Below are 20,769 nucleotides of genomic sequence, written 5' to 3' on the forward strand. Positions count from 1 at the left end.
GTCGTTTGCCGGGCGGTTGGCCTCCGCTGGACAGGTGGTTCAGCAGGCAAGCCACACGCAGACTCCACGGCGTCACGTTCCGGCAGATGTGCGCAGTATGAAGCCCGGCGCGGTTCATGCGTCTTCCCTCGTTGCCTGCAGAAGTGCCGTGAGGGTGGTTTCGGCCCCGGCGAGGTCGGTGATGACGGCTTCCAGCATCCTCCGGTCGGGTGCCCCCGCCACGCAGGCCATTTCGAGGGCGCTGGTGCTGGCGGCAAGGTGCCCGAGGTGCAGTGCCTTTGCCGAATTGCACAGGGCGTGCGCTTCACGGCGGAGAGGCGCGAGGTCCCATTCACTGGTCTGGCGGACTTCCAGCGTGCGCATGAGCGCGGTGCGACGGGTCGGCACATCGTCGAGGAAGGCTGCATACAGGCGTGCCAGAAGGCCTTCGTTTCCGGCGAGGTCGGCGAGGGCCGCTTGTGTGTCGTGTACCGGCAGGGGCGTTGTGTCCTGCTGCTGCGACGCGACTGTGGACAGAGGGGCCACAGGGGGCGGATAGGATGCAGCGGATGCAGACGGGAGGGGGGCATCGCCCGGACAGTGGCTGGAAGGAGGGAGTGCAGGCGGGGAAGCGGCTGCCATCGCCGCGGTACCCGGATGCAGCACCCTGTGCACCTGTTCCAGCAGGGTGGCGACGCGCAGGGGCTTGATGATGACGCCATCGGCAGGGGCGTTCAGCAACTGGGCGCGTTCATCGCCTGCGGCGGAGGCCGTGACCATGAGCACCGGGGTGTCGGGGCGTATGCCCGGCACGTCACCTGCCCGCATGTGACGCAGTACATCCAGTCCGTCGAGTCCCGGCATCCGCACGTCCAGCAGGGCGAGGGAGAACCCGCGACCGTCGGCGAGGCATTCGAGCGCCTCAAGGCCGTCACTGGCGCACATGACGTCGTATCCTGCCCCGGTGAGGGCGTCGTGCAGGAAAAGCCGGTTCACAGGGTTGTCGTCTGCCACGAGGATGCGCAACCGGTGTGCAGGTGATGCGACAGAGAGACTTGCCGGACTGCACGTCATGGCGGCGCTGTCGCCGGTCTGGTGCGGCAGCACCTCTTCGGAGGGTGGCAGCGGCGACCTGTACGGCACGTGGGAGTCCTGCACGAGGGGCTGACGCCGGTCAGCCCGTGCCTCCTGTTCCGTTGCAATGCCGAGGCGTGCCGTGAACCAGAAAGAACTGCCCGTCCCCGGTGTGCTGTGGACGCCCGCAGTGCCGCCGCACATGGCGGCGATGTCGCGGGTGATGGCAAGCCCGAGGCCCGTGCCGCCCATTCTCAACTCGTGTGCGGCACCACCCTGCACAAAACTCTCGAAGATGGCGTCCTGTTCGTGCAGCGGAATACCCACCCCCGTGTCCTGCACGGTGAAGCGCAGCATGACGTCCTCCGCACTCCGTTCCTCTTCGCGGACGGCGACGGTGATGGTTCCCCGGCGCGTAAACTTGACCGCATTGCTGACGAGGTTGCCGAGTGCCTGCCGTAGCCGGAAGTCGTCACCCGTGAGCGAGTCTGGCAATCCGGGTGGAATGTCCGCAGTCAGGGTAAGCCCCTTTTGTTCACAGGTGAACCGGAACAGGCCGAGGCATTCGTCCACGGCGTTCCGTAGTGCGAAATGCCGGGGAAGAAGGCGTAATCTGCCCGATTCAAGGCATGAGTAGTCCGTGATGTCGTTGACGATTTCCAGCAGGTTGGCAGAGGCGCCCTTGAGCTGGGCGATGTAGGCGCTTCTCCGTTCGGGTGGGCAGCCGGGCGCTTCGAGCAGGTCGGCCATGCCGATGATACCGGTGAGCGGGGTTCGCATGTCGTGGCTCATGTTGGCGAGAAAGGCGCTCTTCATGCGGTTGGCGGCTTCGGCCACGGCTTGCCTGCTGCTGATGAGCAACGTTGCGCCGCCGATGCCGAACACGCCTACGATAGCGATGCACCAGTAGGTGATGGAGAGGGTATTGAGCCTGTCGGCCTGCACGGCAAGCAGCGGGGCGGCGGCAAGGGCGACGCTGATGCCGCCTCGCTGTCCTCCGGTGACATCGCGTTCGTCGCGGTGGCAGTTCATGCATGTGGCGTCTGTGGCGAGGGGGGCCATGAAGCGGTAGTGCGACAGCGAACCTTTCATACCCTGTTCGAGGGTGAATACTTCCTTCTCGCCGTACCTGAACTTGTCGAGGGCTGCCTTCTCCCACACGTCGGGGGCGTTTTCGGGGCGTAGCGGGAAGAGACTGGTGATGCGGAAGCCGACTCCTTCGCGGTCGTTGAGTATCTCGGAAATCTGCCGGGTCATGTAGGCTGGGTTGACCCGCGTCAGTCGCTGCCCGTCAGAGGTGGTCACCACGCGGTCGTCTTCCGGCAGGTAGGGATTGGGCGGCCCGTAGGCGCTTTCCGGAACGAGGACGCCGCCATGCACGGCGTTCCATGCACGCGTGGCGACTATCTGTGCAAAGAAGCTGCGGGCCTGAAGCAGGGCCAGTTCATGGATGTGGTCGGCTTCGCTGTCGGCGTTCCAGCGGTACAGGCCTAGCAGCAGAAGGCACCAGAGCAGGGTGAGGGCGCAGGGGATACGCAGGGTCTGCCATGTCCAGTTCATGGGCTGGCCTCCACGGTGTCGTCATCTTTTTCTGTCACCTGTCATCTTTTTCTGACTCCTGCAAGGTCGCAAGACGATTCTCCAAGAGGCGTCGTTTTGTTCTCCTTGTATTACAGATGGTTTTTGCGGTGGTTCGATTTTTCACATTCGGCACGCCTTTTGTAAAACATGGCGTGTCCCGGCTCGGGCATGCGGATATGGGAAGGTACTTACAAGAATGCGTAATGGCTGCTATGCTGCTCGCAGGATTCCGGTTCGTGAAGGAGGCCGGACTCCCTTTCAGAAGAGGTACATCCGCTCCGTAAAAGGGCCGGGTCGCCAACCAACAGCAAGGAGGCGGTAATGTCTGAGGAGAAGAGCCGCAACGGGCCAGCACGACTCAAGCTGGTCCTTGGCGGGGCAACGCTGGGGGTCGTGGCGCTGGCGACGGTGGCGTTCGGCATGAAGTACACCGACCAGCGTCCGTTCTGTACCAGTTGCCACATCATGAACCCTGTGGGTGTCACCCACAAGCTTTCGGGACACGCCAACATTTCGTGCAACGACTGCCACGCGCCGCACAATCTGTTGGCAAAGCTACCGTTCAAGGCCATTGCCGGGGCGAGGGACGTGTACATGAACACCCTCGGGCATCCCGGCGACCTCATCCTCGCGGGCATGGAAACCAAAGAGGTGGTCAACGCCAACTGCAAGGCGTGCCACACCATGACCAATGTCGAGGTCGCCAGCATGGAAGCCAAGAAGTACTGCACCGACTGCCATCGCAACGTGCAGCACATGCGCATGAAGCCCATCAGCACGAGAGAGGTCGCCGATGAATAACCAGAAGACGTTCAAGGGGTTGCGCCTCGCCGCGCTGGGACTCGTGGCCGTGGCCGCCTTCACCGCAGGGTGTTCCGACGTGTCCACCGAACTCAAGACCCCCGTGTACAAGACGAAACTGACGGCGGAGGAAATCCGCAACAGCGCCTTCAAGCCCGAGTTTCCCAAGCAGTACGCCAGCTACGAGCGTAACGACGAGACTACGGTGATGACCGAATACAAGGGGTCTGTGCCGTTCAACAAGAACGACAACGTGAATCCCCTGCCTGAAGGCTACAGGCACGCGCAGCCGTACCTGAAGAACCTCTGGCTCGGCTATCCCTTCATGTACGAGTACCGTGAGGCGCGGGGCCATACCTACGCCATTCAGGACTTCCTGCACATCGACCGTATCAATCGCTACGCGGAGAAAGGCGGACTGCCCGCCACCTGCTGGAACTGCAAGACCCCCAAGATGATGGAGTGGGTCAAGGAGAGCGGCGACGGCTTCTGGGCGAAGGACGTCAACGAATTCCGCGACAAGATCGACATGAAGGATCACACCATCGGGTGTGCCACCTGTCACGACCCCCAGACCATGGAACTGCGCATCACCAGCGTGCCGCTCACCGACTACCTCGTCTCGCAGGGCAAGGACCCCAAGAAGCTGCCGCGTAACGAGATGCGCGCACTGGTATGCGGTCAGTGCCACGTGGAGTACTACTTCAACGGCCCCACCATGGGCGTGAACAAGAAGCCGGTGTTCCCGTGGGCCGAGGGTTTCGACCCTGCCGACATGTATCGCTACTACGACAAGCACGGCGACCTGCAGGTGAAGGGCTTCGAGGGCAAGTTCGCGGACTGGACGCACCCGGCTTCCAAGACCCCCATGATCAAGGCCCAGCACCCCGAATACGAGACGTGGATCAACGGCACCCACGGGGCCGCTGGCGTCACCTGCGCCGACTGCCACATGAGCTACACCCGCAGCGACGACAAGAAGAAGATATCGTCGCACTGGTGGACTTCGCCCATGAAGGACCCCGAAATGCGTGCCTGCCGCCAGTGCCACTCCGATAAGACCCCCGACTACCTCAAGTCGCGCGTGCTCTTCACCCAGAAGCGCACCTTCGACCTGTTGCTGGCGGCGCAGGAGGTGTCGGTGAAGGCGCATGAAGCGGTACGCCTTGCCAACGAATACCAGGGCGCCAAGGCCGCAGGCTATGACGACCTGATGATCCAGGCCCGTGAGATGGTCCGCAAGGGACAGTTCTTCTGGGACTACGTGTCCGCCGAAAACAGCGTGGGCTTCCACAACCCCGCCAAGGCACTCGACACGCTGGCCCAGTCGCAGCAGTTCAGCCAGAAGGCCATCGACCTCGCCATGGAAGCGACCCAGTACGGCATCGGCAAGGACCTTTCGGGCGACATCAAGACCATCGTGCCGCCCATCCTGAAGATGAACCGCAAGCTGCAGCAGGACCCGGAATTCATGAAGACCCACAAGTGGTTCCAGTACCTGCCCGTGCTGCCCAAGGCCGATCAGGTGTGGGACGGACAGAAGCGTCTGGTCTCCGCCAAGCAGTAGGTTTTCCCGCTCTTTCGCAAAGGTATGGGGGCGCTCCTTCGGGGGCGCCCCTTCATCATGGTACCGGGACAGGGGGCCTCAGTTGACGCCGTATCGCTTGCTGACGGGCTGCATCTGCAATCCCCGTTTCCGCCTGCCCGTCGTTGGCAGTCCACCGCGTTCTCCCGTTTGCGACCGTCGAACGTTGTGGCCGGGCGCGACCTCTCCTGCCCTGTCGAGGGCCTCGGCGGGACGGATGCCCCCTTGCGATATGTCGCGTGGAACATGGCGTCATCCTTTCCCGGAGAAGGCGGAACAGGCATCGGGTGTCAGCGAGTGCACACGCCTGTAAAAGGGTGCACTGACGACCTGTGGGGTGCAGCCCCTGCACGGGTTCCCACGACGGGCGTAAGCGGCTATGGTGTGGGCGGACCCCAACCCTCGGAGCATCCGATGAAGAATACCCTTTCGGTTCTGGTACGTAATCAGGTGGGCGTGGTCGCGCAGGCGACCGAGGTCTTCCGCCAGCACAACGTGAATCTCAATTCCATATCCTGTGCAGAGACCGAGGCGTTCGACGTGTCGCGCCTCATGCTCACCGTCGAAGGGCAGGAGCATCTGTTCGACGCGGTCAAGGCCGACCTCGCCTCCAAGGACTTCGTGCTCGAAGTGGAGGACCTCTCCGCACGCGACCTCGTCGACCGGGAACTCGCGCTGGTCAAGGTGGCGGTCACGCGCGAGACCACGACGCAGGTGATGCAGGTGTGCGAGGTGTTCCGCGCCACGGTGGTCGGCATGGGGCAGGAGACCATGACCCTCGAGATAACCGGGGACATGCGCAAGGTGGACGGTTTCATCCGCCTGTTGCGTCCCTTCGGCATCCGCAGCCTTGCACGGACGGGGTCGGTGGCACTGGCACGAGGAGACGATTAGCCCATGAGCGTACTGCAAGCCGGGACTGCGACGGAGACGCCCCGCACTTCAGATGCGGGCCGACAGAACGAAGGGGCGGACGGGGCAGTGGCCGCGCCCCGGACGCTCGATGACATCGTGGCGGCGGTGGTGCGGCGTGGCATCCCGGTGCGTGTCGCGGTGGCGGCGTGTGCCGAACCCAACGCGCTCGCAGCCGTACTCGAGGCGCGTGACATGGGCATGGCCGTGCCAGTGCTGGTGGGTGACATCGCCGCGACAGAGAGCATCGCCACGGAACGGGGGCTTTCACTGGAAGGCTGCGAGGTCGAAGACGAACCCGTACCCGTGAAGGCCGTGCAGCGTGCCGTGGACAGGGTGCGTACCGGTGGTGCCGATGTGCTCATGAAGGGCCTCGTCAACACCGACGTGTTGTTACGTGTGGTGCTCAACCGCGTGTCCGGTCTCTCTGCCGGGGGGCTTCTCAGCCATGTGGCCGTGTGTTCGCTGCCTGCGACCTGCGGCGGTGAGGCTTCGGCCTCTTCGCGGCTGGTGTGCATCACCGATGCCGCAGTGAACATCAGCCCCAACATGGAGCGCAAACTCGGAATCGTCCGCAACGCCATCTGCGTGGCACGCAGCCTTGGCATCCCGTCACCTCGCGTGGCGATGCTGGCGGCGACTGAAAAGGTCATGCTGCCCGCCATGCCCGCGACGCTGGATGCCCAGATTGTGGCGCGCATGGCGGACCAGGGGGAATTCGGCGATGCGATGGTGGCAGGGCCCATGGCCCTTGATGTGGCCATCTCGCCGGATATCGCGGCGCGCAAGGGCGTGTCACACCCGGTGGCGGGGCGGGCCGACATCCTGTGCGCTCCCGACATCGAAAGCGGCAACATCCTCTACAAGTCGCTCACCACGCTGGCGCATGTGGAGATGGCGGGCATCCTCACCGGAACGACGGCCCCCGTGGTGGTGCCCTCCCGCGGTGACAGCAGGCGCAGCAAGCTGCTTTCGCTGGCCCTCGCCGCTTATGTCGCCATGGAGTGCCGGCTGTGAGCGCCTCGCAACGGCATGACCGGGGGGCCGAGCGCATCCTGGTCATCAATCCCGGTTCGACCACGACCAAGGTGGCCCTCTTCGAGGGCGAAGTGCCGTTGTTCGACGAGACCGTCGAACATGGCAAGGAGTCGTTGCGTGCCTTTCCCGCAGTGACCGACCAGTTCGCCTTCCGGCTGCGTGCGGTGAAGGACGTGCTGGAACACCACGGCGTTCTCGACACGCCGCTGGACGCCGTGGCAGGGCGGGGCGGGCTGCTGGCCCCCATGCAGGGTGGCACGTGGCGCGTCGGGCCAGCCATGCTGGCGACGCTTGCAGAGGCGCGCCATGGCGAGCATCCGTGCAACCTCGGTGCGGCGCTGGCGAGGCATTTCGCCGACCTGCATGGTGTCGAGGCCTACATCGTCGACCCCGTGGTGACGGATGAGATGGATGACGTGGCCCGGTACACCGGTCTGCCGCAGATACGTCGGCGTAGCGTCTTCCATGCGCTCAGCCATCGCGCTGCGGCGCGTGTGGCAGCGTCGAGGTGCGGTGTCGCCTATGAAGAGGGGCGCTTCCTCGTGGCCCATATGGGTGGCGGGGTCTCGGTGGCGGCGCATCGCTGCGGGCGTATCGTCGACGTGGTCAACGCCCTCGACGGCGATGGTCCCATCACCGCCGAACGCACCGGGCGATTGCCCGTGCTGCCGGTTCTCGACCTGATAGAGCGCGGTCTGCAGACCTTCGAATCCATGCGGCGCATCGTGCTGCGTGAGGGCGGGCTGTGGGCGCATTGCGGCACCAACGACCTGCGCGAGGTCGAACGGCGCATGGAGACCGGGGATGCTGCCGCCGCCGCGATTTTCGACGCTCTCGCCTATACCATCGCCAAGGAACTCGCTTCGCTGGCGCCCGCCGTCCTCGGTACGGCGCGAGGAGGCGTCACTACGGTCACCGCAGTGGTGCTCACCGGGGGCATGGCTCGCAGTGTGCGTCTGACATCACGCCTCGAAGCCCATCTCGGCTGGCTTGGGCCGATGGTGGTTCTGCCCGACGTGGAGGAGATGCGCGCGCTGACACAGGGTGTGCTTCGCGTCCTGCGAGGTGAGGAAGTGGCGAAGGAATACGTCTGAGAGGTCTCCATGGCTGGGCAACGTCTGCCTGTGCTGCCGGGAGACTGCGAATGAGCAGCTGTGCTTTCGTCTATACTTGACGTGACGGTATCCGCGATGCCTATAGTGTGAGGGTTCACCGACATCTTTCTGTGAGGGACGTATGCCGTCATCCAAGGACAACATTCTTGAGAACGCCCGCAGGCTCTTCGCCGACCATGGCTTCAAGGGGACGACCATCGCGCAGATCGCGAAGACGTCCAATGTGACAGATGCAGCCATATACAGACACTACAGATCGAAGCAGGATGTCTTCGATACCATCATAGCAAAGTTCATCGAACGCCATTCCATATTACTCGGCCGCATCCATGAAAGGCAGAAGAGCGGTTACTGTCTTCTTGAGACGCTGGTGCTGGATCATTGCGCCTTCGTGCAGGAGAATATGACGGATATGCGCGTCATCTTCAGTACCTACACGACGATACCCAGTGCACGGGCTGCCATCGACAGAATGCACGACAACGTCGTTGCCACCGTGATGGCCTGCCTTGAACGAGGTATCAGCGATGGTTCGGTACGTGACGACATCGACAAGCACGAGACCGCGACCATCATCGCCATTTTGCTCATGGGGCTGAATCGCCGCCGCATCTATTCGCCCGATTCGCCCGAGTTGGCACGCGGTGTGGTGGCATTCTGCCAGCGCAGCCTGCGCAGCTGACCGATGCCCCTGCCATCCGCGCCCATCCATCAGTGTAGTGTGATGACGCGGCGGGTTTCTGTGGCAACCTGTTTCAGATGCAGGAGATTTTCAGGCCTGTACGACCGTTCGTCTTTCGCCGGACTGTGCCACGCCAAGGATGATGGTACGCCTCGTGCCTCTTTCCCCATCGTTGCATGAGCGGAGAAGGCGACCCGACCCCTGCGGGACAGGGTGACATCACGACAAGGCCCGCCCCGTAAAGGGCGGGCCTTGTCATTGTCATTGTCATCGTGCGGGGGGGGGCGTCTTGCGGAAGGGCCAGAGGCGACTCGTGACCACGTGCACTTCCCGTGGTGTCCGTCGCCTTGCCGTGCGCCGGAAATCCCTACCGACCGGGGTCGAGTCGCATATCCTCAGGTGCGGTGGCGTCGACCTCGTGGTGGATGGCGGATACCGCACCCGGTGCGACGGTGATGTGCCAGCGCAGCACGGAGTCCTTCTCCTGAGGTTCAGGGGTGGAACGGCGTACCACGGTCACGGCGGTGTCGGTGGTCTGCGGGGCCGGGTCTTCGACGACCACCGCGACGTCGCGGGTGCGACCGTTGCGTATTTCGATGTCCCACGCCCACTGCCGCGTCTGGCGGCGCTCGATGATGCCCGTCTTGCCGCTTTGGGCCTTGAGGGGCTTGAGGCGTGCCGTGACGCGCGGGTCGCTGCCGAAGAAGATGTCGAGACCTGCCCCTACGGCCTCGAAGGGGGCCTCGCCGACGCTGGCCCCGTCCACGAGATGCATGGCCATGCCACGCGGAAAGGCCCGGGCTTCGGCGAGGGTCACATGCGCGGCGAGGTAGGCCGCGGTGTCACGGGCGGGGCGGATGGTGTGGGCGAACGTGGCGGGCCAGTCTTCCGTGGCGAGGGTGACGCGTATGGGGGTTGCGGGCGGCAGGTCGCGGGGGCCCAATGCCCATGTCGAGAAGCTGGCGTGCTCTTCTTCACGTGGTGGCGCGGACATCTTGCCCATGTCCGCCGATGCCGCCTCCATGGCGACCGGTGCGGCGGAACGCATGAGCGTCGGGCCGCTGGCGTGCACCGGGCGAGGACCGATGCGCCACGCGCCCACGGGAGGGGGTTGCAAGCGTCCGTCCGGACGGGCGGAGGCGAGGGTCAGTCGCACATTCTTCCAGTCGAGGTCGGCGGACTGCCGCAGTATGGCCTCCTGCATGAAGACGACCAGCCCCCGGTCGGGACGGGCGTCGAGTCTGTAGGCGGCATCCCAGCCGCAGCCGGTGACGTCGTAGGCGTAACGCACCTCAACCGGTGTGTCCGAAGCGCCCGCGATACGCACCGTGGCGCGCGGGGCATTGTCGCCGCCGCCCACACGGGCGAGTTCATCCTCGGCCCGGGCGAGGTGCCGCGCGGCCTCTTCTTCGCGAAGCGAGAGCGCGTCATGCTCCCCTTGCAGGGCGGTGAAGTGCTTCGCCATCAGTGCGTCGACCCGTTCGAGGTCGGCGGGGGAGACGGTTCCCTTCTGCCCCGCCCCGGCCCACAGGGCCATTCGGGCCTCCACGGCGGCCTTGGTTCCCCTTACCTTGGCGAGGTCCGCGCGGGCCGCGTCACGGCGTTCCATGAGGGCCTTGCGGATGGGCGATGGTGTGGCTGCCACCGTTGCGATGTCGATGCCGAGGACATCGCGGCCGGGGACTTCGACTGTGAGGCTGTCCCCATCGGCGCTGGCTGGCAGGTCGAGGGTCAGTGTGGATGTGGCGTCATCCAGCGGGCGGGGGGGCAGCTTCACGGTCACGGCGACCCGTGCCCCGTCCGGGTAGAGGAGAACCTCTTGTGAGGGAAGGGGCGCGGCGTGTGGTGCCACCGGCAGCGCCAAGCAGATGAGGGCTGCCAGCGTCGCAAGGCGCAACGCGATGCCCGGGATGGTGCCCATAGTGCGTCTCATGTGACCTCCGTTGCGCCTGAAGTGGCGCTAGCTACCCGATAAGCCCTAGCACGGGGGCGGTGTGGAGGACAATGCGCTGCACGTCGCACGAGGCTGGCAATGTCTCAGGGGTGCATGCAACGGACGGGAGGGGATGCGCCGCTTGCTGAACGACTGGCAGGCACCGCAGACCCGGACGACGCATGGCATGACTGTTTCGTGTGGCCGTGCGCCTGCTGCCATGCCACAGTTGCCGCGCAAGGCGGTTCAATCGGTGAGTACGGTGTCGTCGTGGCTGTAGGCGGGACTGCAACAGCAGAGGATGCGCAGGCTGGTGACGCCGGTGTTGCGGATGCTGTGGGGTGTTCCTGGAGGGATGCACACCGTGTCGCCGGGGGCGACGGCGAACACCGCATCGTCCAGCGCCATCTCTCCGTCGCCTTCAAGGACATGATAGAGTTCTTCGGTGCGCGGGTGAGTGTGACGCAGGGTCGCACAGCCGGGGGGGACCTCGGCTTCCGCCAGCGATTGGTTGGCGTTGCCATGCACGGCGGGGTGCATGAGTTCGCGGATGATGGACCCGTCGCGTGTGACATAGGGCGGCGCGTCGTCTCGCGTCGTTCGCAATGCAGGGCGCGCTGGCGTGATGCCCGCGTCTGGCGTGTCTGACGTCTCTTGTCTCTCGTCCCTGTCGGGCTGTTGGGTGGCTTCTGGCTTCATGTCCTCTCTCCGTTCTGCGGGTCGTCTTGCGTGAGACGTGAAGCTGGTGGCGATGCGCCAGAAGGGCAACCAGTTGCGTCGTGGAGAAGGCGGTGGCGTTCCTGGGCGTCCCGGCGATGTATCTGACGACGCCCCACCGTAAGGCGGGGCGTCGTGAGCAGACATCAGTAAAGCTGTTTGAGCAGGTCTTCGCCGCTGCGGACGTCGTCCTCGCCACGTTCCATCGCTTCGCCGCTGGTGGCGGAGGGTTGCGTCCCGAGGATGAAGGGCAGCATGTAGCTTGATGAGGATGACGGCCCCGCGAGCATTCCCGTGCGACCATCCACACGGGCGTAGACGATGCCGGGAGGCATGGTGAAGTCGTCGGGCTGGTACAGGTGGTCGACGCCCTGCCTGTAGGTGACGAAGACGGGCAGCGCCGCACGGCCGCCGGTTTCGAAGCGGCCCATGGGGGCCACCTGATCGTAGCCGATGTAGACGCCTGTCACGAGATAGGGGCTGAAGCCCATGAACCATGCGTCCTTCTCGTCGTTGGTCGTGCCCGTCTTGCCTGCGACGGGGCGGCCCAGCGCCTTGGCACGGGTGGCCGTGCCGTCCTGCACGACCTCTTTCAGCAGGGATGCCATGACGAAGGCGTTCTGCGGCGAGATGGCCTCGCGCAGTTCAGGGTCGCGGCGGTAGAGCGTCTCGCCCCATGCGTCCTTGATCTCGACGATCATGCGCGGGGTCGAGACCCGGCCCTCGTTGGCGAAGGCGGTGTAGGCCTGCGCCATGTTCAGCGGCGATACGGCCACGGCCCCGAGGCTGACGGAGAGTTCGTTGGGGAAATGCGGTTCGAGGCCGAGTGCCTTGGCGCGTTCGATGATGGCGGGGATGCCTATCTGCTGCGCCACGCGGATGGTGCACAGGTTGCGCGACTTGGCGAGGGCCGTCCGCAGCAGCATGGGGCCTGCGAAGTTGCCTTCGAAGTTCTCCGGGCGCCACACCTTGTCGGTGTACTCGTTGATGTAGACGACAGGCGCGTCCAGCACCACGGACCCGGCGGTGAAGCCGTTGTCGAGCGCGGCGGAGTAGACGATGGGCTTGAACGACGAACCCGGCTGGCGTCGTGCCTGCGTGGCGCGGTTGAACTGGCTGTCGGTGAAGCTGTAGCCGCCCACGAGGGCCACCACGTCGCCGGTCTGGGGTTCGATGGAGACGATGGCGCCCTGTACGTCCGGGTACTGTTCAAGGGCAAGCTGCACCACGCCGCCGCGCGACACGAGGGCGGGATTGTACGATGTGGCGTTGCCGGCGGGGCCGAGGCCAGAGACCCACACCACGTCGCCTTCTTCAAGCACCTTGCGGGCGTCCTTCACGGGTGCGGCGCCTTCGGGGGCCACGCGGATGTTGGGGGTGCGGCACCATGTCATGGTCTTCACGTCGATGAAGCCGCGGTACTGCCCGAGGCGCACCTCCGCCCCCTGTGCCACCACCTTGGTGACGAGGGCGCGTGCCCATCCGCCACCGGCGAGGGCGTCGGGGGTGAAGTTCTCCTGCTGGAGGAATCCGGCGTACTCCGTCGGCTTGAGCTTCTGTAACGGGCCGCGCCAGCCATGACGGCGTGTGGCGGATTCGAGCCCTTCGCGCAGGGCACGTTCGGCGGCAATCTGGTGTTCGGGCATCATGGCGGTGGTCACCTGAAGGCCCGCTTCGTACACTGCGTCCTCGCCGTAGCGGTCTATCTTGAGGCCGAGGCGGTGCACATTGTCTTCGCTGAAGAAGTCGATGAGCTGGCGTCGCACCTCTTCCACATACCACGCCCCCGCGCGGCCGATGCTCTCGTCCATGCTCTTGTAGACGAGGGGCTCGTGAACGGCGGCTTCGTGTTCCTCCCGGGAAATCCAGCCCAGTTCGAACATCCGGCGCAGCACGTACAGCTGGCGCTGCTTGGTGGCTTCGGGGTCGCGGAAGGGGTTGTACTTGGAGGGAGCCTGCGGCAGCCCGCCGAGCACGGCGCATTCGGCTATGGAGAGTTCGTTGACATGTTTGCCGAAATAGGTGCGGGCGGCACTCTCGACGCCATAGGCACCGCCGCCGAGGTATATCTGGTTGAGATAGATGGTGAGTATCTCGTCCTTGGTCAGGTAGCGCTCGAGGCGGTAGGCTAGAATGGCCTCCTTGATCTTGCGCTCGTAGCTGCGTTCGGAAGAGAGCAGCAGACGTTTGACGATCTGCTGCGTGATGGTGCTGCCACCCTGCTTGATGGAACCCGCCTGCAGATTCTTGATGAAGGCGCGCCCTATGGCCACGGGGTCGATGCCGTCATGCCTGTAGAAGCTGTCGTCCTCTGCGGCGAGAAAGGCCATGGGCAGACGCGCGGGCATGTCGCCAAGAGCCACGAGAAAGCGCTTTTCGCGGAAGAACTGCGCCATGACGCTTCCGTCGCGGGCCTGTACCACGGTGACCTGCGGGGGCCGGTAGTCGGCGATGCGTGTGAAGCTGGGCAGGTCGCGTGAGGCCCACATGACCATGATGACAGCGAGTGACGCGCCGATGGCGACACCGGCGACGACAAGAATGCACAGGGTAAGCAGCGTCTTTTTCATGGCGAAGGGCGTTACAGCGTTTCGCCGTTCTCGTCCAGAGGCGGCAGGCCCCATGCCAGCCGGAGTCTTCCGGCCAGTCTACGGACGTCACGGGCGGTGAAGTTCATGAGGGCGAGGCATCCGGGCACGGTACGTCCCTCGCGGACGGCGACGCAACCGGATGGCGTGAAGATGGCGATGCGCCCGCCCTGCAACCAGAAAGGAAAGACGAGACAGTACCACGGACGTACTTCGCGCGGGAGGGTGCAACCTTCTGGGCCGAGAAAGGCGCAGTTGCCCTTGGCGTCCACGGCAAGCCGCAGATGGAATCCGTGCGGGGGGAACAGTCTCTCTATCTCGCGGGCCTCGCCGGGGAAGAGCCGGATGAGGTTGTCCACGAAGGGGCGGGTGTTGGGTTCGGTGGCGAAACCGCCCCGTTTGTCGCAGTGGTCGACGATGCGCTCCCACTCCGACCGCGAGACGGGAAAGCACAGCGACGCGTCGGTGGGGTCGATGGTGCAGCAGGTCGCACCTGCCATGCCGCAACGCTGGCAGGGCGCGGGCGATGCGTCGTGCGTGGTGCTGTGCGGCATGTCCATCGATGAGGCCCCCTTTAGAACGACCTGAAACTCCGGCGCGGCCACTCGCCATTGAAGCCGCGCAGGACGATGACGGTGAAGACCCGTCCCGGTGCCCCGTGATGCGTCGACTGGTAGCGGTACAGTTCCGCAGAGTCGAACATCTCGAGCAGTTCGCGCGGCACGCTCGTCCCGTCGCGGCGGACGAAGACCGCGTCCCAGCCCACCTTGTCGGCGGGTGAGGGCCACAGGTCGTACTGGCTCATGCGCCGGCCGAAGTCGGCGCAGAAGGTGAACGGTTTGCCGGGTACGTAGAACGCGAGTTCGGCCGTGATGTCGTAGGCGTCGGAGAAGAAGAACACCCTGTCAGGGTGTGGCAGCCCGTGCCGTACCCTGTCGAGTTCACGCCCGAGGTCCTCCCATCCCTTCAGCCGTGCGGCCGGGTTGAGCGAGGCGGGCAAGGGCAGGGTGTTCTGGAAATGTGCGGCGGCGAACAGACAGGCGCCCAGTGTGAACCATAGCGGCACGAGGCGCCGCCAGCGCGGTGCACCGAGGCCGTCAAGCAGGCGTTCAACCCCGGCGGCGGCAAGGATGATGCCGCCCACATAGCTCATGGCGGGCCAGTTGGGGTAGATGCGGGTGTGCAGACTCCATAGCGTGATGACGCCCCATAGCGGCATGAAGGCACAGAACAGCAATGACGACTGGCGTACGGCCTCTTCGCGGCCCGCCGCCTCTGCAGGTTCGCCGGGAGGGACGACGCCCGTCCAGGCGATGCGCAGCGAACGCCATGCCATGCCCAGCATGAGCAGCAACCACCATGGTGTGGCAACGCCCAGTTGCGCGCCGAGGTGTTCCGGCAGTCTGTCCAGTCGCAGAAAGGCCTTGCTGGCCTTGCCGGTGACCCCGGCGAGGGTGCCCACGTGCTTGAACCCCACCCAGTCGTTCTGGGCGTTCCATAGCAGGATGGGCAACATGCCGCAGGCCGCGCCCGCAAGGCAGGCGCACACGACACGCAAGGCGACCCCTTGCGGCAGCAGTCTCTGCCGGTGCAACAGCCACATGTGCAGGCAGGCGATGGCCGCCACGGCGAGCATCATGTACTTGGCCAGTACGCCGACAGCCATGCACATGGCGAGAAGGAGATAGGGTGCTGTGGCGCGCGGTGTGCGCGTGGCCGCGTGGATGCACAGTAGAGCCCCCAGCCAGCACAGCAGCAGCGGGCCGTCGGTGGTCATGAGCACCCCCGCCACCATGAACAGGGGGGTGGTGTTGGCTACGCCGAGGGTGAGCAGGGCGAGGCGGGGCCTGCCGAAGAGCCTGCCCACGCCGAGAAAGAGCATGACCTGCGCCAGTGCCGAACCTGCCAGTGCGCCGAACCGGACACCGAGTTCCGTGTCGCCGAACACGCCAGTCCACATCCCGATGAGCCATGCGATGAGCGGGCCCTTGGAGTAGTACGAGAGTTGCAGCCGCCGGGTCCAGTCCCAGTACTGGGCCTCGTCCTGCACGAGGTCGAGTTGCCCTGACGCGACGAACCAGAAGCGGACGAGCGTGGTGATGGTGATGATGGTCGCGGCGTAGAGCGTGTAGTGCCGGAGATTGTGGTGGTGTTCGCGCACAGAAGACCTCGCGTTGGGATGCCCGGATGTTACCCGCCGCTTGTGCGCCTGTCCAGACGCTACCCCCGCGGTGTCGCGGCCCGGGGATGGCGCTGCTTGCACGGCGACATGTGATGTGGTCGATGAGGCGCGGGGGATCATGGGGCCTGTGGTCTGCGGGGCCTCGACGGTGGTGTGCGGGGGGCAAGACCCATGGTTAACGCGGACGATACGGGCTGTGCAGCACAGTGCCATGCGCAAGGCCGACGGGCAGGCTAGACCACGACCATGCTAGCCCTCGGGTCGGCAGGCCATGGGCGCATATCCTCCGGACAGCGTAGCCCCGTACGAAATGCTCGTCGGACGATACCGTCGCCAGATATGATGGTCGCATGGGCGGGGTGTGGGGGATATCCCTGCCACCGCCCGGGGGGGACGTGGCGTTGCGGCGCGCCATGGGGAGATTCCCTCCATTTGCGCATACCCCCGTTGTAGCAACGGGGGTGATTGCCTATGCTGGTATCAACGGGAGAAGCCATGCAAAGGGTACTCATCATCGAAGACAGCCGCAGTACGGCCCGTCTCATCGCGCAAGGCGTGCAGGAAAAGGTGGGGCTGCAATGCGATATCGCGGCCTCGCTGGCAGAGGCGCGCGTGTTGCTGGCGGTTGAGCCTTCTCCCTACCTTGTCGCCCTGTGCGACCTGTATCTGCCGGATGCGCCGGACGGGTCTGTGGTCGATTTCGTCCTTGCTACGGGAACGCCCGCGGTGGTGGTGAGCGCACATTTCGACGCCGGACTGCGGCAGACCATGCTGCATAAGGGCATCACCGACTATGTGGTCAAGCGCAACCCGGAGGACATGCAGTACCTCATTCGCCTTGTGGCGCGCCTTGCGGCCAACGAGGGGACGGAGGTGCTGGTCGTCGACGATTCTCCGGTGTGGCGAGCGCACATCGCGGCACTCCTGCGGCGGCAGCGGCTCACCGTGCATCTGGCGGCAGACGGGGTGGAGGCGCTTGAGGTGCTTGAGGCGAACCGCAACATCCGTCTCGTCCTCACCGACCATTTCATGCCCCGCATGGATGGCGAGACGTTGACCGCCCGTATCAGGCGCAGCCGTGGCATCGAGGATGTCGCCGTGCTGGCGGTGTCATCCGGCGAGGGGGCGGCGGCGCAGTTTCTCAAGAGCGGCGCCAACGACTATGTCTCGAAGCAGGCGGCGTTCGAGGAGTTGCTGTGCCGGGTGCACATGAATCTGGACTTGCTCGACCTCATGCGCCGCAACCGTGAACTGGCCGAACGCGACGAGTTGACCGGGCTGTACGCCAGACGTCGCTTTTTCGAACGGGCAGCAGACCTGCACCGGCACGCGGCACGTGCCGGTGATGCCATGGCAGTGGTCATGCTCGATGTGGATCATTTCAAGCGAGTGAATGACACCTACGGGCATGTGGCGGGAGACCTTGCGTTGCGACAGCTTGGCATGATGCTGCGGCGTGCGTTCGATGAACCTGTGGTGGCCGGACGTTATGGCGGCGAGGAGTTCGGGCTCGTCGTCGCAGGAGCTTCGGTGCAGGGGCTTCCGGACAGGCTGGAGGCGTTCCGGCATGATGTGGAGCGGCTGGAGGTGTCGCTTGGCGACCGCATGTTCTGGATAACCATATCGGCCGGGTGCCTTCTGGCGTCCGCCTGTGGCAGTACGCCCGACAGCCTGTTCGCCCGTGCCGACGCGTTGCTCTATCAGGCAAAGCAGCAGGGACGGAACCGCGTCGTGGTGGAACGTGACCGGGACGTTCAGGGGGTGCAGGGTGTGGTGTGCACGGACGTCGAACAAGGGGATATGGCGTAAGGGCCGATGCCCTGTCGGTGGAGGGCCGGACAGCAGGTCCGGGGCTGCACCGTCCCCATGTCAGGCCTGCCATATGGGGGGCGGGGTGGATTGAGAGGCGCGCGCGACACGGGCTGCACGGTGGTTCGCGTTTCTGCGCCGGAGTCGATGTCCGAATACTGCGCCTGCGTGCACACGTTGACAGCCCCCGAAATAGAAGGCAGAGTAAAGCTGTTGGCGTGCGGCCTTTTTTCGGCCACCTCTGCGCCAGCCGCATTCTCTCTTCTAGGAGCCTCATCCATGTCCGACGCTTTTGACGTCATCGTGGTAGGTGGCGGGCCTGCAGGCCTGTTCGCCTCGTATTACCTTGCGGAACATTCCGGCCTCAAGGTCTGTCTCATCGAGCGCGGGCAGAGCGTGCGCAAGCGCGGTTGCCCCATCGCCAAGACCCAGAAATGCATGAAGTGCGAGCCCTGCCATATCCTGTCCGGCATGGGCGGTGGAGGACTGTTCTCCGACGGCAAGCTCAACTTCATCCATAAACTCGGCAAGACCGACCTCACGCAGTTCCTTCCGCGTTCGCAGGCCGAGGCGCTCATCGACGAGACCGAGACCATCTTCAATCGCTTCGGCATGGACGGCCCGGTGTTCCCCTCCGATATGGACGCTGCCCGCGACATCCGCAAACAGGCCAAGAAGCATGGCATCGACCTCTTGCTCATCAAGCAGAAGCACCTTGGCAGCGACTGCCTGCCCGATCATATCTTCGCCATGTGCGAACACCTCGCCGCGAAGGGCGTGACCATCCGCACCGGAGAAGAGGTGCGCACCGTCACCGTCGAGAACGGCAGCGTGCGCGGCGTGGTGACGGACAAGGGCGAATACGCCTGCAAATCCGTCATCGTCGCGCCCGGGCGCGTCGGGGCCGACTGGGTCGGTGAGCTTGCGCGAGGCTTCGGGCTGAACATGAGCCAGCGGGGTATCGAGGTCGGGGTGCGTGTCGAGACGCATAACGACGTCATGCGCGACATCACCGACGTCATCTACGACCCCACCTTCTTCGTGCAGACCACCAAGTACGACGACCAGACCCGCACCTTCTGCACCAACCCGGCGGGTTTCATCGCGCTGGAGAACTATCAGGATTTCGTCTGCGTCAACGGTCACGCCTATCGTAACCGCAAGTCGGAGAACACCAACTTCGCCTTCCTGTCCAAGGTGGTACTCACCGACCCGGTATCCGACAACACCGGCTACGGCACGGCCATCGGCAGGCTGGCGACCATCATCGGTGGCGGCAAGCCCATCCTTCAGCGTCTTGGCGACCTGCGGCGCGGTCGACGTTCCACATGGCAGCGCATCAAGAACGGCTACATCGAACCCACCCTGATGAACGTGGTGCCCGGCGACATCGCCATGGCGCTGCCGGAACGCATCGTCACCAACCTCGTGGACGGTCTCGAGCAACTCAATAACGTCATTCCGGGTATCGCCGATGACGGCACACTGCTCTATGCGCCTGAGATCAAGTTCTTCGCCACGCAGGTGGAGACGGACAGCCATCTCGAAACGGGTATCCGCGGCCTCTTCGTCGCAGGCGACGGGCCGGGCGTGGCGGGCAACATCGTCTCCGCGGCCGCCACGGGCATCATCCCCGCCAAGGCCATCATCGAGCGCGAAGGCGCCTGACCACAGTCTGGCGCGTAAGCGCCGAAGATGGCGTAAACCCCGTGAAGCGGGATGCATCACAACGAGAGGGGCCGGACAGCTTTGTCCGGCCCCTTTTGCATCGATGCGTCACCGCCGTCGCGGTGGAAGCGGTCAGAGTCCCTTCCTGCCCGAATCGACAGAGGAGGGAGAGAAGTAGGTCGTGGCTGCTGTCAACGCCAAGGCGTACAGCGCTGCGAAGATGCCCACTGCCGCGTCATAGAAGGGGGGGGCACCAAGGGCGATGCGCATGAACAGGGTGGCGATGACGTAGCCGGAATTGCGGAACACGGCGTGGAACATGGGCATGAAACGCTGCGTGACGAGCACCAGCAGGATGTCCGCGAAGATGAGCACCGTATAGATGGTCTCGAAGAACTCCGGCTTGCGGCCCGTGGTCACGAGCATGACCCCGTCATAGACGGCGATGCCCAGAAAGACGCAGAAGAGCATGAGAGAGATGAGCTTCTTGGTCATCACGTAGCGCATCCGTTCCATGGGGGCGGTGATGTACCCCTGCGGCCGCTGCATACGGTAGTAGAAGCCCAGGCAGACGAAGATGAACAGCGCCGCCGAACCTGATGTCACGATGTGCAGCACGGGCATGAGGTCGAGTTGCAGCGTGATGGGTTCGTGCATGTTGGAGAGCTCCTTGAAGGAGTTCCGCAGCAGGATGAGGGCGAGAATCTCGAACTGCTTGCCCATGGACCGGGCGATGGAACAGGAGATGGTCATGATAAGGCTCATGACCTCCAGTACCAGCAGCATGGAAAAGGCCAGATTCACTGCCTGAAAGTGGTTGGTGGGGGTGATGGCGGAGATGGCGGGCGGCAGAAGACCCTGCCTGTTGGCTTCGATGGCGATGACCCCCATGATGAATACCGCGATGAGTCCTCGTGCCACGCGGCGTTCGGTCTTCGGATGCTCCCAGAAGTGGTGGAGCATGTCGAAGAGATTGGTCAGGGGTTCGAAGCGGATCATGTGCCGTCCTCCGGGCTGGTTGTGCAATCGGCCCGCAAGATAGCAGATGTACATGAAAACGGAAAGGGATTCGCCTTAATTTTCCGCTTACGCGGCGTGTTCCGGC

General features: G+C 64.4%; 15 protein-coding genes. 8 read left to right on the forward strand and 7 right to left on the reverse strand.

What is annotated here, in order from left to right; genetic code table 11:
* Positions 1-114: 114 nt before the first annotated feature.
* Positions 115-2,613 (reverse strand): ATP-binding protein, encoded by a 2,499-nt coding sequence (locus DVU_RS02960; protein ID WP_010937925.1) that lies wholly within the window; start codon positions 2,611-2,613, stop codon positions 115-117.
* Positions 2,614-2,955: 342 nt separating this feature from the next.
* Between DVU_RS02960 and DVU_RS02965 the strand changes: the two genes are divergently transcribed.
* The 6 genes from DVU_RS02965 (at position 2,956) to DVU_RS02990 (ending at position 8,767) form a co-directional block, all read left to right on the forward strand.
* Entirely contained in the window at positions 2,956-3,435 is a 480-nt protein-coding gene (locus DVU_RS02965; protein ID WP_010937927.1) for a NapC/NirT family cytochrome c, read from the forward strand.
* Entirely contained in the window at positions 3,428-5,002 is a 1,575-nt protein-coding gene (locus DVU_RS02970) for an ammonia-forming cytochrome c nitrite reductase subunit c552 (RefSeq protein ID WP_010937928.1), read from the forward strand. The genes DVU_RS02965 and DVU_RS02970 overlap by 8 nt, the downstream gene beginning before the upstream one ends.
* Before the next feature lie 432 nt (positions 5,003-5,434).
* Positions 5,435-5,914, forward strand: a complete 480-nt coding sequence (gene ilvN, locus DVU_RS02975; RefSeq protein WP_010937929.1) for an acetolactate synthase small subunit — start codon at positions 5,435-5,437, stop codon at positions 5,912-5,914.
* Between the two features lie 3 nt (positions 5,915-5,917).
* Positions 5,918-6,949, forward strand: a complete 1,032-nt coding sequence (locus DVU_RS02980; RefSeq protein WP_010937930.1) for a phosphate acyltransferase — start codon at positions 5,918-5,920, stop codon at positions 6,947-6,949.
* Positions 6,946-8,064 carry a butyrate kinase gene (buk, locus tag DVU_RS02985; RefSeq protein WP_010937931.1) on the forward strand — a complete coding sequence of 373 codons (1,119 nt, stop codon included), beginning with the start codon at positions 6,946-6,948 and terminating at the stop codon, positions 8,062-8,064. The genes DVU_RS02980 and buk overlap by 4 nt, the downstream gene beginning before the upstream one ends.
* 142 nt (positions 8,065-8,206) lie before the next feature.
* A complete protein-coding gene (locus tag DVU_RS02990) occupies positions 8,207-8,767 on the forward strand; it encodes a TetR/AcrR family transcriptional regulator (RefSeq protein WP_010937932.1) in 561 nt (186 codons plus the stop codon).
* A gap of 367 nt (positions 8,768-9,134) precedes the next feature.
* On the opposite strand, the gene DVU_RS02995 is transcribed toward DVU_RS02990, so the two are convergent.
* The 5 genes from DVU_RS02995 to DVU_RS03015 form a co-directional block, all read right to left on the reverse strand.
* Positions 9,135-10,700 carry a DUF4139 domain-containing protein gene (locus DVU_RS02995; protein ID WP_010937934.1) on the reverse strand — a complete coding sequence of 522 codons (1,566 nt, stop codon included), beginning with the start codon at positions 10,698-10,700 and terminating at the stop codon, positions 9,135-9,137.
* A 246-nt stretch (positions 10,701-10,946) separates the two neighbouring features.
* Positions 10,947-11,399 (reverse strand): cupin domain-containing protein, encoded by a 453-nt coding sequence (locus DVU_RS03000; protein WP_014524258.1) that lies wholly within the window; start codon positions 11,397-11,399, stop codon positions 10,947-10,949.
* A gap of 164 nt (positions 11,400-11,563) precedes the next feature.
* Positions 11,564-13,987 (reverse strand): penicillin-binding protein 1A, encoded by a 2,424-nt coding sequence (locus DVU_RS03005; protein ID WP_010937936.1) that lies wholly within the window; start codon positions 13,985-13,987, stop codon positions 11,564-11,566.
* 11 nt (positions 13,988-13,998) lie between these two features.
* Entirely contained in the window at positions 13,999-14,565 is a 567-nt protein-coding gene (locus tag DVU_RS03010; protein ID WP_010937937.1) for a hypothetical protein, read from the reverse strand.
* A 14-nt stretch (positions 14,566-14,579) separates the two neighbouring features.
* Complete coding sequence (locus DVU_RS03015; protein WP_010937938.1) at positions 14,580-16,166, reverse strand: ArnT family glycosyltransferase; 1,587 nt, start codon at positions 16,164-16,166, stop codon at positions 14,580-14,582.
* Positions 16,167-16,682: 516 nt separating this feature from the next.
* Here DVU_RS03015 and DVU_RS03020 point away from each other — a divergent pair.
* A complete protein-coding gene (locus tag DVU_RS03020) occupies positions 16,683-17,996 on the forward strand; it encodes a diguanylate cyclase (protein ID WP_010937939.1) in 1,314 nt (437 codons plus the stop codon).
* A gap of 279 nt (positions 17,997-18,275) precedes the next feature.
* On the forward strand, positions 18,276-19,664 hold the full coding sequence (locus tag DVU_RS03025; protein WP_010937940.1) for an NAD(P)/FAD-dependent oxidoreductase: 1,389 nt from the start codon (positions 18,276-18,278) through the stop codon (positions 19,662-19,664).
* Positions 19,665-19,796: 132 nt separating this feature from the next.
* Here DVU_RS03025 and DVU_RS03030 read toward each other — a convergent pair whose 3' ends face one another.
* Positions 19,797-20,663: a hypothetical protein gene (locus tag DVU_RS03030; RefSeq protein WP_010937941.1), complete on the reverse strand. Its 867-nt coding sequence runs from the start codon at positions 20,661-20,663 to the stop codon at positions 19,797-19,799.
* Positions 20,664-20,769: the final 106 nt, after the last annotated feature.

Origin of the sequence: Nitratidesulfovibrio vulgaris str. Hildenborough, from assembly GCF_000195755.1 — a bacterium.
GTDB classification, from domain to species: domain Bacteria; phylum Desulfobacterota; class Desulfovibrionia; order Desulfovibrionales; family Desulfovibrionaceae; genus Nitratidesulfovibrio; species Nitratidesulfovibrio vulgaris.